The organism is Streptomyces sp. NBC_01707, assembly GCF_041438805.1.
Taxonomy (GTDB): Bacteria; Actinomycetota; Actinomycetes; order Streptomycetales; family Streptomycetaceae; genus Streptomyces.
Genome location: NZ_CP109190.1, coordinates 7,959,146 through 7,972,257, shown reverse-complemented (window position 1 = coordinate 7,972,257; position 13,112 = coordinate 7,959,146). Strand labels below are relative to the sequence as shown.

Below are 13,112 nucleotides of genomic sequence, written 5' to 3'. Positions count from 1 at the left end.
TTAGCTGTTCACCCGGCCGAGGTAGTCGCCCGTGCGGGTGTCGACCTTGATCTTCTCACCCGTGGTGATGAAGAGCGGGACGCCGATCTCGTAACCGGTCTCCAGCGTGGCGGGCTTGGTGCCGCCGGTGGAGCGGTCGCCCTGCACGCCCGGGTCGGTGTGCTGGATGGTCAGCTCGACGGCGGCCGGCAGCTCGACGTAGAGCACCTCGCCCTCGTGCTGGGCGACGGAGGCCGTGAAGCCCTCGATCAGGAAGTTGGCGGCGTCGCCGACAGCCTTGCGGTCGACCATGAGCTGGTCGTACGTGTCCATGTCCATGAAGACGAAGTACTCGCCGTCCATGTACGAGAACTGCATGTCGCGGCGGTCAATGGTGGCCGTCTCGACCTTCACGCCGGCGTTGAACGTCTTGTCGACGACCTTGCCGGACAGCACGTTCTTGAGCTTGGTGCGCACGAAGGCCGGGCCCTTGCCGGGCTTGACGTGCTGGAACTCGACGACGGACCAGAGCTGGCCTCCGTCGAGCTTGAGCACCAGGCCGTTCTTGAGGTCGTTCGTGGAAGCCACGGTTGCGGAATCTCCTGGACTGAAGCTGGTGGACGACCAAGGATGCGCGCTAGAGCGCGAGCAGCTCCTTGGTCGTAATGGTGAGTAGCTCGGGTCCGCCGTCCGCCTCGGGGCGCACGACGAGCGTGTCATCGATCCGGACCCCGCCCCGGCCCGGGAGGTGAACCCCCGGTTCGACGGTGACCGGCACACAAGCGTCCAGTTTACCCATGGCTGCCGGTGCCAGCTGCGGGTCCTCGTCGATTTCGAGCCCCACCCCGTGCCCGGTCCAGGGTGCCAGGCCGTCACCGTGGCCCGCGGAGTCCAGAAGATGGCGGGCCGCACGGTCCACGTCGCGGTACGCGGCGCCGGGCACCAAGGCCTCGCGTCCGGCCCGCTGAGCGGCGAAAACCAGGTCGTAGAGGTCGATCTGCCAGGCGGCCGGAGCGGTCCCGATGACGAATGTGCGGCCGATCTCGCACCGGTAGCCGCGATAGTTCGCGCCGAGGCAGACGGAGAGGAAATCTCCCTCCTCGACCCGCCGGTCGGAGGGCCGGTGTCGGCCCTGGCCCGAGTTGGGTCCGGTGGCGACGGAGGTCGAGAAGGCGGGTCCGTCGGCGCCGTGGTCCACCAGCCGCCGTTCCAGTTCCAGTGCGAGATGCCGTTCGGTGCGGCCGACGAGGATCGATTCGAGGAGTTCGCCGAGTGCCTGGTCGGTGATCTCGGCGGCGATCCGCAGGCAGGCGATCTCCTCCTCGTCCTTGACGACGCGCAGCTGCTCCACCGTGGCGCCGAGGTCGGCCAGCCGGAGCCGCGGGGCGACCGCGTGCATGGCCCGGTGGCGGGCGACCGTCAGATCGTGCTCCTCCACGGCGAGCGATTCCGCGCCGGAGGAGGTGGCCAGGTCGGCTGCCGCGACCACCGGATCGCCGTCGGTGGCGGGCAGCAGGGCCAGCCGCAGCTCGTCGTCGGTGCGCCCCTGGACGGGATCGCCGGTCGGCGCCCGGGGGCAGACCAGGACGTCCTCGTCGGGGCCGAGCAGCAGCACGGCACCCGGGGGCGCCCCGCCCGCGAGGTAGCGGACGTTGGCGGGGCGGGAGACCAGAGCGGCCGCGGATCCGACGGCGGCGCACCGGTCCCGCAGCAGCGCGCGGCGGACGGTGTACACCTCTGACATGCCACGAGCCTACGAGCGGGAGCGCCGGGCTGCCCGGTCAGCGCATCCGACCGGGGACCGCAGCAGGCCGGGCCCGCGCTCAGGTGTGCGGCACGGGGACCCGCCGGGCCGTCACCATGCGGGCGGGCTGGCTATGGAGCGGGCGAGTATGTCGTCGAGGACGCGGGCCGTGGTCTCCACGTCGTAGGTCGAGTTGTCGATGATCGGCAGCCCCGAGCCGTACCAGCCCGCCATCCTGCCGTGGATCCGGGCGACCTCCTCGTCCGACAGCCGGCGGTTTCCGCTGCGGGCGGCGTTGCGCTCCAGCACGATCTCCAGGCCGGGGAGGAGCACCACGGGCAGCAGTCCCGGGCCCACATGGCGCTTCCAGCCGCCGAGGCCGACGACCGGGCGGTCGGGGAACACCGCGTCGTCGAGGATGCAGGAGATGCCGTTGGCCAGGAAATTGCGGGCGGCGAAGCCGCAGGTGCGGCGGGCCAGCCGGTACTGGGCCTCCGAGTGGTCGTTCCATCCGGCCTGCGGGTCGGCGAAGCCGGAGCAGACCCATTCGCGGACGTCGTCGAGACTGACGTGCGCCGTGGGGACCCGGCGGCGGCTGGCCCACAGCTTGGCCACGGTGGTCTTGCCCGCGCCCGCCGGACCGATGAGGAGGACGGCGAGCGTCGCCGTGCCCGTGCCGGGCTCGGCGGGTGGTGCGGGCAGCGGGACGGGACCACCTGGCGGCAGCTGGACGTGCCCGGTGGTCTCCCGGGAGACGGGCGCGGGGGCGTGGTGCGGGGCGGGCCCGGTCCAGCCCTGGCCCTGCGGTGCCGGCGGCGCCGGTGGCCCCGGCGGACCGGGGTGTCCGGGGTGCTGGGCCTGGTGCGTCCAGCCGGCAGGTCCGTTTCCGGATCCTTGGGGCGGCGGCAGCGGGGCCCCCACTGCGTGCTGCATCCGGTGCCACTCCGTCTCGTACAGGCAACTGGCGCTGGTGGAACGGCAACCGTACCGTTCCCGACCGCCACAGGGGCAACGGTCGGGGACGGTACGGAGTGCCCGTCGGCCAGGTCCGGCCGTCCGGTACGCGGCCTGTCAGTCCGTCAGTTCGTCCGCGAGGGCGCGGAGCGCCAGCCGGTAGGAGCCGATGCCGAATCCGGCCACGGTCCCCGTGGCGACCGGTGCGACCACGGAGGTGTGGCGGAATTCCTCCCGCGCGTACGGGTTCGAGATGTGCACCTCGATCAGCGGGGCGGTGCGCTGCGCGGCCGCGTCCCGCATGCCGTACGAGTAGTGGGTGAACGCACCCGGGTTGAGAACGACCGGAATCGAACCGTCCGCTGCCTCGTGCAGCCAGCGGATCAGCTCGCCCTCGTCGTTGGTCTCCCGGACGTCGACGTCGAAGCCGAGCTCCTTGCCGAGCACCCGGCAGGCCTCGACGAGTCCGGCGTACGACGTCGCTCCGTACACATCGGGCTCGCGGGATCCGAGCCGGCCGAGGTTCGGCCCGTTGAGCACGAAGACCCTGCGGGTCACGCCGACACCTCCCCGTACGCGGCGAGCAGTACGGCCGGGTCGGGGCCCTCCAGGACGGTGGGCTTGCCCAGGCCGTCGAGGACGATGAAGCGGAGCAGGTCGCCGCGGGACTTCTTGTCGACCTTCATGTTCTCCAGCAGCTTCGGCCACTGGTCACCGCGGTAGGTGAGCGGCAGTCCGACCGACTCCAGGATCGCCCGGTGCCGGTCGGCGGTGGCGTCGTCGAGGCGGCCGGCCAGCCGGCCGAGCTCGGCGGCGAAGACCATCCCGATGGAGACGGCCGCGCCGTGGCGCCACTTGTAGCGCTCGTTCTTCTCGATGGCGTGGCCGAGGGTGTGACCGTAGTTGAGGATCTCGCGCAGCCCGGACTCCTTGAGGTCGCTGGAGACGACCTCGGCCTTGACCCGGATGGAGCGCTCGATCAGCTCGGCGGTGTGCGGTCCGGCGGGCGTACGCGCACCCTCCGGGTCCGACTCGATCAGGTCGAGGATCGCGGGGTCGGCGATGAAACCGGCCTTGATGATCTCGGCCATGCCGCTGACGTAGTCGTGCACGGGCAGCGAGTCGAGGGAGGCGAGGTCGCAGAGCACCCCGGCCGGCGGGTGGAAGGCGCCCACGAGGTTCTTGCCCTCGGCGGTGTTGATGCCCGTCTTGCCGCCCACGGCCGCGTCGACCATGGCGAGCACCGTCGTCGGCACGGCGATCCAGCGCACCCCGCGCAGCCAGGTCGCCGCGACGAATCCGGCGACATCCGTGGTGGCGCCGCCACCGACACCGACGATCACATCGGTGCGGGTGAAGCCGGTCTGGCCGAGCGCCTTCCAGCAGTACGCCGCGACCTCGACGGTCTTGGCCTCCTCGGCGTTCGGCAGCTGGATCGCGATCGCCTCGTACCCCTGCTCGGCGAGGTCCTGACGGACCGCCTCGCCGGTCTCGGCGAGCGCCTCGGGGTGCAGGACCGCGACCCGCTGGGCGCGGTCGCCGATGAGCGACGGCAGCTCGCCGAGCAACTGCCGGCCGATCAGCACCTCGTACGGGTCGGTGCCCGCACTGCCGGCGATCTGGATGCGCGTGGGTCCCTGGTCCGTCATGTGTGTGTTCTCCCGGCCGGGCGCCGCGGGGTCGCCCGCGCGCTCCGGCAGTTCCAGTGCGTCGAGGACTGCTTGGGCGACCTCTTCGGGGGTGCGCCCGTCGGTGGCGACGGTCGCCCTGGCCACCTCGGTGTAGAGATGGCGGCGGGCATCCATCAGCTCACGCCACTGCCGGCGCGGGTTGACGGCGAGCAGCGGGCGCGCGGTGTTCAGACCGACCCGCTTGACGGCCTCTTCGACGTCCATCGAGAGGTAGACGACCGCGTGGTCGGCGAGCAGGGTGCGGGTCGACTCGTCGAGCACGGCCCCGCCGCCGAGCGAGAGGACGCCCGCATGCTCGGCGACCGCGGCGCGTACCGCCTCGCGCTCGAGCTCGCGGAAATGCTCCTCGCCCTCGTCGTAGAAGATCTCGGAGATCGGCTTGCCCGCCGTGGCCACGACGTCCGTGTCGGTGTCCCGGTAGGTGGTGCCGAGCCGGTCGGCGAGGAGCTCACCGACCGTGGACTTGCCGACGCCCATCGGGCCGACGAGGACGATCAGCGGGCCGCTCATCGGATCTGGAGGTGGTCGAGGTACGACTGGACGTTGCGGTGGGTCTCGGGGACGCTGTCGCCGCCGAACTTCTCCGCGACGGCGTCGGCCAGGACCAGCGCGACCATCGCCTCGGCGACGATCCCGGCAGCCGGCACGGCACAGACGTCGGAGCGCTGGTGGTGCGCCTTGGCGGGCTCCCCGGTGACGACGTCGACGGTGGCCAGCGCGCGGGGCACGGTCGCGATGGGCTTCATCGCGGCGCGGACCCGCAGCAGCTCGCCGGTGGTCAGACCGCCCTCGGTGCCGCCGGAACGGCCGGAGGCACGCTTGATGCCGTCCTCGGTGACCAGGATCTCGTCGTGCGCCTTCGAGCCGGGGACCCGGGCCAGGTCGAAGCCGTCGCCGACCTCGACACCCTTGATGGCCTGGATGCCCATGAGGGCGGCGGCGAGGCGGGCGTCGAGACGCCGGTCCCAGTGCACGTGCGAGCCGAGGCCGACCGGCACGCCGTACGCGAGCACCTCGACCACGCCGCCGAGGGTGTCGCCGTCCTTGTGGGCCTGGTCGATCTCGGCGACCATTTCCTTGCTCGCGGCGGCGTCCAGGCAGCGCACCGGGTCGGCGTCGAGCTTCTCGACGTCGGCGGGCGTGGGGTAGACGCCGTAGGGCGCCTTGGCCGCGGCCAGTTCGACGACGTGGCTGACGATCTCGATGCCCGCGGTCTCCTTGAGGTACGACCGCGCGACGGCGCCGAGCGCCACCCGGGCCGCGGTCTCCCGGGCGCTGGCGCGCTCCAGGATCGGCCGGGCCTCGTCGAAGCCGTACTTCTGCATGCCCGCGAGGTCGGCGTGGCCGGGGCGGGGACGGGTCAGCGGGGCGTTACGGGCCAGCGCGGCCAGTTCGTCGGGGTCGACCGGGTCGGCCGACATGACCTGCTCCCACTTGGGCCACTCGGTGTTACCCACCATCACGGCGACCGGGGAGCCCATGGTGAGCCCGTGGCGCACCCCGCCGAGGAAGGTGACCTCGTCCTTCTCGAACTTCATGCGAGCGCCGCGGCCATAGCCGAGCCGCCGCCGGGCGAGTGCGTCCGCCACCATCTCCGTGGTGATCGGGACGCCGGCGGGAAGACCCTCCAGCGTCGCCACCAGTGCGGGGCCGTGCGACTCCCCTGCGGTCAGCCAGCGCAACCTGCTCAACGGTGCTCCTCATGCTCGCGCCTGAAACTGCAACGGCGCGACCGGGTGCGCGGCCCTGGCCCGCCGCCATTGATCCTCCCATGCCCGGGCGGTGGATCTGATCGGCGTACCAGTTGTCGGACACTCGAAGGCTCGGTCCGGACGCACCAGGCGCCTGAATACCGGCCGTGGCAGGCTGCCCGACGGAGCACGGAGGGCCCGGCCCCACATAGGGTGGCCGGGCCCTCCGTGCTCCTGTCGTCAGCCGCAGTTGCCGAAGGTGCTGGTGTGATACCAGTCCCGGATGCTGGAGGCGCCGATCTCCTCGTAGTGCCCCCAGAAGCGGACGCACTGGCCGGCCGCGCTCAGATAGACAGGACCTGCGTAGTACTTGTAGTCCCCGTCGTCCTTCTTCCAGGACCCGCCCTCCGCCTGGATTCCCGCGCCGAGACCGGTCGCCGTTCCGTAGTACGCGCCCGCGTTCTCGTGCTTCACGGTGACCACACAGTTGTTGCGCGTCGAGGCGCTGTACAGCAGGAACACAGTTGTGTTCTGCCCCAGCCCCATCGACTGCTGCCGCTGGACGTAGTAACTGGACCCACAAGCGGCCACAGCCTTGTCCGCGGGACTCGATGCGCTGGCCACACCCGTACCAGCGATCAGCGTGCTCAAGGCAGCAACCGACACCGTAAGCCCGCGGCTCACCAACGTGCGCACAATCTCTCCCCTCCTGGCCGGTGTGATCAACACCGGCTCCACGACGGGAGAACGTAGCAGTCCGACCACCAAAATTGATCAGGTCACGTCAAACCGGCCGGACCCGTGACCGAAACTGACCCCCGGGCCCTTCGAGAGCACGTTCACCGGCCGCTCTCATCTCACGCAACGGCGCGGGAACACAGCCCGTCATGAGTTCCACCTGGAGCACGGCCTGATGCACCAGGAGGTCCATGCCCCCGATGACCGTTCCCCGGCACGACCACGCAGCGGACAATGCCGTCGGCCACGGCTCGTACAGAACGTCGAACAAGACACCGGCGCTGTCCGGAACGGCGCCTGCCAGCTCATCCGTGGCACCCGCCGGAGTCGTAGCGATCACCAACTCGGCGTCAAAGGCCCGAGCGGCCTGGCTCCATTCCAGAGTGCGCAGCTCGACACCGAGCCTGTCGCCCCAGCCCCGCATCTCCGCAGCACGGGCGGCACTGCGTACATAGGCGGTGACAGGCCCGGTACAGATGCGGGAAAGTGCCGCCAGTGCGGATGAGGCGGTGGCCCCCGCACCGAGGATCGACGCGGATCCCACCTGGTCCACACCGCTTTCCCGCAGGGCCGCGATCATGCCCGGAATATCGGTGTTGTCGCCGATCCGTCGTCCGTCGTCCGTGAGGACGACCGTGTTGACGGCCTCCACAGACGATGCGGTCTCGCTGATGGAGTCCAGCAGAGGGATGATCGCGCGCTTGAGCGGCATGGTCAGTGAAAGACCGGCCCACGTGGAGTCGAGCCCCTGGACGAAGCCGGGGAGCGCGGCCTCGTCGATCTCGAAGCGGTCGTACGACCATCCGGTGAGACCGAGTGCGGCGTACGCCGCCCGGTGCAGGACCGGGGAGAGCGAGTGGGCGATGGGCGAGCCGAGGACGGCCGCCCGTCGGATGGTGCTCACTGACCCGACTTCTCCTGTTCGTACTTCTTGCGATTGCGCTCGTGCTCTTCGTTGGTGACCGCGAACACGGTCTTGTCCGCGGTCACGGACACGAAGTAGTACCAAGGTCCGGGAGTCGGCTTGATCGCCGAGTGAAGCGCCGCTTCGCCGGGGTTGTTGATCGGACCCGGCGGCAGACCGTGGACGTAGTACGTGTTGTACGGGTCCTTGAACTTCCGCAGGTCCGACACCGCGCCCGTGTCCAGCGTGCTCTGGGCCTTGGCGTAGTTCACGGTGGAGTCGAAGTCGAGCAGTCCGTAGGTCTCGGTGTTGTTGGGCTTGAGCCGGTTGTAGACGACCCGGGCGACCTTGTCGAAGTCGTGCTTGTACTTGCCCTCGGCCTGGACGAGGCTGGCGACCGTGATCAACTGCCAGGGGCTCTTGAGACCCAGCTTCTTGGCGCTCGACTCGAGGTCGACCTTGCCGTACTCGTCGTTGGCCCGGGAAACCATCTTCTTGAGGACGGCCTCGGGCTTCATCTCCTTGGTGACCGGGTAGGCCGCGGGGAAGAGGAAGCCCTCCAGCCGGTCGTCCACGGCCGGGTCGTCATCGGCCCAGTCCGGCAGCCCGAGATCGCCGACGTTCTTCTTGGCGACATCCTTGGTGGTGCCGGCCTTGAGACCGAGCTTCGTGTCGATCAGCTTGTAGACATCTCGGGTGGTCTTGCCCTCAGGAATGATCAGCAGATTCTGGCTCTTCGGGTCGATCATCATCTTCACGGCCTCGGCCGCGGACATGTGCTCGTTGAGGACGTAGACGCCCGCCTGGATCGATTTCCCCTTGGAGTTCTTGGTCTGCGCTGCGACGAAGGCATCGACGCTCTTGACGACGCCCTTCTCCTTCAGGATGTTGCCGATCTCGTTGCCGAGGGCGCCCTTCGGGATCTCCACCTCGACGCTGCCGGAGCCCTGGCCGGAGTAGTCGGGTGCGGGGCCGAATTGTTTCTGCCAGTACGTGTAGCCGAAGTAGGCCGCGCCGCCGAGGCCGCCGGCGAGGACCAGGGAGACGACGAGGCAGGCGCAGCCGTTGCGGCTCTTCTTCTTGCCCTTGCCGCGGCGTTCGCTGTCGCCGCCCCTGCGCGATTCACGCGAGTCGTCGTCGTACTCGTCATCGTCGTCACGGGGGCGCCGGACATCGCGGTCGTCGTCGACGCCCGTGAAGAAGGGGTGCGTCTCCTCCTCGGGCTCGTCCGGGTCCCAGTCGGGGGTACGCGGTGAGCCCTGTTCGGGCGCGGCCTCACGTCGGCCCGGGGGCTGCGGCGGCGGGTACGCCTCAGGAGTGCCGTAGGGGTCGTGCGATGCGCCGTAGCCACCCGACTGGTTCCCGTACGCGTCCTGCGCCTGGCCGTCGTACGGCGGCATCGCCGCGGGCTGCTGACCGGTGTCCCAGCCACCGTTGTACTGCTGGTGCTGCTGGTGCTGCTGAGCCTGCTGGGCGTACGGGTCATGCGGCTGCTGCGGCTGCTGCTGTGCATAAGGGCCCTGGGCGTACGGGTCGTGCTGCTGCTGCGCGTAAGGGTCCTGCGCGTACGGGTCCTGCGGCGAGCCGTACTGCTGGTGCTGCTGATGCTGCTGATGCTGGGGGTACATCTGCTGCGGCTGCTGCTGGGCGTAGGGGTCCTGCGGATAGGCCTGCTGCGGGCCGCCGTACTGGCTCTGGCCGTGGGCAGCCTGCTGGCCATCCCATCCCTGGTCCCCATAGAGGGGATCCTCGGGATGCCACGGTTCGGAGCCGGGGCCCCGGCCATACTCAGTCATCGATCCCCTAGAGCCGCGAGACGAACTTCCGCCTCTTTGCTGTGCGGTGTTTGTTCGAACACCGCCGCATCGCGCGGAACGTTACCGTATCGCGATCAGACAACCACTTCGACGCCTTCACCCGGAGCTTTACCTGACGCCCGCTCCGACTCCAGAGCGTTCTGGAGGATCACCACAGCGGCAGCCTGGTCGATGACAGACCGGCCCTTCTTGGACTTCACGCCCGAGGCGCGCAGTCCCTGACTCGCCGTCACTGTGGTCATCCTCTCGTCCACCAATCGCACCGGAATGGGTGCGGCCGAGCGGGCGACCTCCTGGGCGAACAGCCGGACCTTCGCCGCGGCAGGCCCTTCACCGCCGCCCAGGGATCTGGGCAGACCGATGATGATCTCGATGGGCTCGTACTCCTCGACGATCTGACCCAGCCGCCGGTGGGCGGCCGGGACGTCGCGTCCCGGCACGGTTTCCACCGGCGTGGCGAGGATCCCGTCGGGGTCGCACGAGGCGACCCCGATCCGGGCGTCCCCGACGTCGATCGCGAGGCGACGTCCGCGGCGCATCTGCGTCACTCCCGCCGTCACGCCGTCTCGGTCACGAGGCGTTCGACAGCGGCGATGGCCTCGCCGATGGCGGCGGGGTTCTGGCCGCCGCCCTGGGCGACGTCCGGCTTGCCGCCGCCACCGCCACCGAGGGTCTTGGCAGCCGTACGCACCAGGTCACCGGCCTTGAGGCCACGCTCGCGGGCGGCCTCGTTGGTGGCGATGACGGTCAGCGGGCGGCCGTTGGCCGTGGTGAACAGCGCCACGACAGCCGGGCGGCCGCCCTGGATGCGGCCCCGGACGTCGAGGACCAGCCTGCGCAGGTCGTCGGCGGACGTCCCGTCCGGCACCTGTCCGGTGACCAGGGCGACGCCGCGTACGTCCTTGGCGGAGTCGGCGAGTCCGCCGGCGGCCTGGAGGACCTTCTCCGCGCGGAACTTCTCGATCTCCTTCTCGGCGTCCTTCAGCTTGCCGAGCATGGTGGAGACCTTCTCCGGAAGCTCCTCGGGGCGGCCCTTGACCAGCTCCTGGAGCTGGGCGACGACCGTGTGCTCCTTGGCCAGGAAGTTGTACGCGTCGACGCCGACGAGGGCCTCGATACGGCGCACCCCGGAGCCGATGGACGACTCGCCGAGCAGCTTCACCAGACCCAGCTGGGCGGTGTTGTGGACGTGCGTACCGCCGCAGAGCTCCTTGGAGAAGTCGCCGATGGTGACGACGCGGACCCGCTCGCCGTACTTCTCGCCGAACTCCGCGATGGCGCCCTGCTTCTTGGCCTCGTCGATCGACATGACCTCGGCCTGGACGTCGAGCTCCCGGGCCAGAACCTCGTTGATCTTCTGCTCGACGTCGGTGAGGACCGTGCCGGGCACGGCTGCGGGCGAACCGAAGTCGAAGCGGAAGCGGCCCGGCGAGTTCTCCGAACCGGCCTGGGCGGCCGTCGGGCCGAGGGCGTCACGCAGCGCCTGGTGCGTGAGGTGCGTGGCGCTGTGGGCACGGGCGATGGCGCGGCGGCGGGTGGTGTCGATGGCGGCGTAGGCGGTGGCGCCGACCGTCACCTCGCCGACCTGGACCGTGCCCTTGTGGACGGAGACACCGGGGACCGGCTGCTGGACGTCGCGCACCTGGATGACGGCCCCGGTGTCGAGCCGGATCCGTCCCTGGTCGGCGAGCTGGCCGCCGCCCTCGGCGTAGAACGGCGTGCGGTCGAGGACGACCTCGACCTCGTCGCCCTCGGTGGCTGCGGGCGAGGAGATCCCGTCGACGAGGAGGCCGACGATCGTCGACTCGCCCTCGGTGGACGTGTAGCCGGTGAACTCGGTGGAGCCGGACTTGTCGGCCACCTCTCGGTAGGCGGACAGGTCGGCGTGACCGGTCTTCTTGGCCTTGGCGTCGGCCTTGGCGCGGTCCCGCTGCTCCTTCATCAGGCGGCGGAAGCCGTCCTCGTCCACGGCGAGGCCCTGTTCGGCGGCCATCTCCAGGGTGAGGTCGATCGGGAAGCCCCAGGTGTCGTGGAGCAGGAACGCCTTGTCGCCGGCGAGGACCTTGCCGCCGGCGGCCTTGGTCTCGGTGACGGCGGTGTCGAGGATGTTGGTGCCGCCCTTGAGGGCCTTGAGGAAGGCGGCCTCCTCGGCGAGCGCGACGGTCTCGATGCGCTTGCGGTCGGTGATCAGCTCCGGGTACTGCTGGCCCATCGACTTGATGACCGTGTCGACGAGCTCGGCGACGACCGGGCCGGTGGCGCCGAGGAGGCGCATGTTGCGGACGGCGCGGCGCATGATGCGGCGCAGGACGTAGCCGCGGCCCTCGTTGCCGGGGGTGACACCGTCGCCGATGAGCATGACGGACGTACGCATGTGGTCGGTGACCACCCGGAGCGAGACGTCGGAGGTGTGGTTCTCGCCGTAGCGCACCCCGGTCAGCTCGGTGGCCTTCTCGATGACGGCCATCGAGGTGTCGATCTCGTACAGGTTCTGCACGCCCTGAAGGATCATCGCGAGGCGCTCGAGGCCGAGGCCGGTGTCGATGTTCTTGGACGGCAGGTCACCGAGGATCGGGAAGTCCTCCTTGCCGTCGCCGGCACCCCGCTCGTACTGCATGAAGACCAGGTTCCAGATCTCCACGTACCGCTCGTCGTTGACGGCCGGGCCGCCCTCGACACCGAACTCGGGGCCGCGGTCGTAGTTGATCTCGGAGCAGGGGCCGCACGGGCCGGGGACACCCATGGACCAGAAGTTGTCCTTCTTGCCCAGACGCTGGATGCGTTCGGCCGGGACGCCGATCTTGTCGCGCCAGATCTGCTCGGCCTCGTCGTCGTCCAGGTAGACCGTGATCCACAGTCGCTCGGGGTCGAGACCGAAGCCGCCTTCCGCCACGGGGGTGGTGAGAGCCTCCCAGGCGTAGCTGATGGCGCCTTCCTTGAAGTAGTCGCCGAACGAGAAGTTCCCGCACATCTGGAAGAAGGTGCCGTGCCGGGTGGTCTTGCCGACCTCTTCGATGTCGGGCGTACGCACACACTTCTGCACACTGGTGACGCGCGGGGCGGGCGGCTTGACCTCGCCGAGGAAGTACGGCTTGAAGGGGACCATGCCCGCGGGGACCAGCAGCAGAGTCGGGTCGTCCGCGATGAGCGACGCCGAAGGCACGACGGTGTGCCCGCGCTCCTCGAAGAAGCTCAGCCAGCGGCGACGAATTTCAGCCGACTCCATCAGTGGTCCTCATTCCGGTTGTACGAGTTGTCGTTGTACGAGTTGTGGGGGAGCTTGCGGTGGGCGGTCGCCTCTGCGCCCGGGGCGGGCTCGGCCGCCTCGACCGCGAAACGACGCTGCACCGGGAGCTCGGGGTCGACCGGTGCCTGCAGGCCCAGTGCCTCCCCCAGCTCCGCCTCGCGCCGGACCATGCCGTCGCGGACGTCGAGGGCGAAGTCCTTGAGCTTGTGACCTCCCTCGATCGCCTTGTCGGCGGCGCGCGCCGCGAGGCTCTCGGGGGTCAGCTGCTTGAGCTTCCGGTTGACCTTGGTGGTGGCCCAGACACCGGCGGCTGCGCCGGCGGTGAACCAGAACGTACGGCGGAACAT

12 protein-coding genes are annotated in these 13,112 nt (G+C 69.9%); all 12 read right to left on the bottom strand.

The genetic code is table 11. From position 1 onward, the window contains the following. The gene (gene efp, locus OG963_RS35745) at positions 1–567 is read right to left on the bottom strand and encodes an elongation factor P (protein ID WP_030918902.1); all 567 of its coding nucleotides are present in this window, start codon (positions 565–567) and stop codon (positions 1–3) included. Positions 568–616: 49 nt separating this feature from the next. Further along, the gene (locus OG963_RS35740) at positions 617–1,723 is read right to left on the bottom strand and encodes an aminopeptidase P family protein (RefSeq protein WP_030918901.1); all 1,107 of its coding nucleotides are present in this window, start codon (positions 1,721–1,723) and stop codon (positions 617–619) included. Positions 1,724–1,834: 111 nt separating this feature from the next. Further along, a complete protein-coding gene (locus tag OG963_RS35735) occupies positions 1,835–2,656 on the bottom strand; it encodes a Pro-rich N-terminal domain-containing protein (protein WP_093775356.1) in 822 nt (273 codons plus the stop codon). 138 nt (positions 2,657–2,794) lie between these two features. After that, positions 2,795–3,235 carry a type II 3-dehydroquinate dehydratase gene (aroQ, locus tag OG963_RS35730; RefSeq protein WP_030918895.1) on the bottom strand — a complete coding sequence of 147 codons (441 nt, stop codon included), beginning with the start codon at positions 3,233–3,235 and terminating at the stop codon, positions 2,795–2,797. After that, positions 3,232–4,878 (bottom strand): 3-dehydroquinate synthase, encoded by a 1,647-nt coding sequence (gene aroB, locus OG963_RS35725; protein WP_319737702.1) that lies wholly within the window; start codon positions 4,876–4,878, stop codon positions 3,232–3,234. The genes aroQ and aroB overlap by 4 nt, the downstream gene beginning before the upstream one ends. Further along, positions 4,875–6,059, bottom strand: a complete 1,185-nt coding sequence (gene aroC / locus OG963_RS35720) for a chorismate synthase (protein WP_030918889.1) — start codon at positions 6,057–6,059, stop codon at positions 4,875–4,877. The genes aroB and aroC overlap by 4 nt, the downstream gene beginning before the upstream one ends. A 240-nt stretch (positions 6,060–6,299) precedes the next feature. Next, entirely contained in the window at positions 6,300–6,710 is a 411-nt protein-coding gene (locus tag OG963_RS35715; protein ID WP_234322032.1) for a serine/threonine protein kinase, read from the bottom strand. Between the two features lie 133 nt (positions 6,711–6,843). Further along, positions 6,844–7,701: a shikimate dehydrogenase gene (locus tag OG963_RS35710; protein WP_093775352.1), complete on the bottom strand. Its 858-nt coding sequence runs from the start codon at positions 7,699–7,701 to the stop codon at positions 6,844–6,846. Continuing rightward, a complete protein-coding gene (mltG, locus tag OG963_RS35705; RefSeq protein ID WP_371799828.1) occupies positions 7,698–9,497 on the bottom strand; it encodes an endolytic transglycosylase MltG in 1,800 nt (599 codons plus the stop codon). Before mltG ends, OG963_RS35710 begins: the two co-directional genes overlap by 4 nt. Positions 9,498–9,592: 95 nt before the next feature. Next, positions 9,593–10,078 carry a Holliday junction resolvase RuvX gene (ruvX, locus tag OG963_RS35700; protein ID WP_063756060.1) on the bottom strand — a complete coding sequence of 162 codons (486 nt, stop codon included), beginning with the start codon at positions 10,076–10,078 and terminating at the stop codon, positions 9,593–9,595. Then, a complete protein-coding gene (gene alaS, locus OG963_RS35695; RefSeq protein ID WP_093775349.1) occupies positions 10,075–12,744 on the bottom strand; it encodes an alanine--tRNA ligase in 2,670 nt (889 codons plus the stop codon). Before alaS ends, ruvX begins: the two co-directional genes overlap by 4 nt. Next, complete coding sequence (locus tag OG963_RS35690) at positions 12,744–13,112, bottom strand: DUF6167 family protein (RefSeq protein ID WP_093775347.1); 369 nt, start codon at positions 13,110–13,112, stop codon at positions 12,744–12,746. Before OG963_RS35690 ends, alaS begins: the two co-directional genes overlap by 1 nt.

What these genes read in the sequence shown, in the direction of transcription:
- OG963_RS35740 (WP_030918901.1), bottom strand. Translation starts at nt 1,723, where the DNA reads ATGTCAGAGGTGTACACCGTCCGCCGCGCGCTGCTGCGGGACCGGTGC.
- OG963_RS35735 (WP_093775356.1), bottom strand. Translation starts at nt 2,656, where the DNA reads ATGCAGCACGCAGTGGGGGCCCCGCTGCCGCCGCCCCAAGGATCCGGA.
- aroB (WP_319737702.1), bottom strand. Translation starts at nt 4,878, where the DNA reads ATGAGCGGCCCGCTGATCGTCCTCGTCGGCCCGATGGGCGTCGGCAAG.
- mltG (WP_371799828.1), bottom strand. Translation starts at nt 9,497, where the DNA reads ATGACTGAGTATGGCCGGGGCCCCGGCTCCGAACCGTGGCATCCCGAG.
- alaS (WP_093775349.1), bottom strand. Translation starts at nt 12,744, where the DNA reads ATGGAGTCGGCTGAAATTCGTCGCCGCTGGCTGAGCTTCTTCGAGGAG.
- OG963_RS35690 (WP_093775347.1), bottom strand. Translation starts at nt 13,112, where the DNA reads ATGTTCCGCCGTACGTTCTGGTTCACCGCCGGCGCAGCCGCCGGTGTC.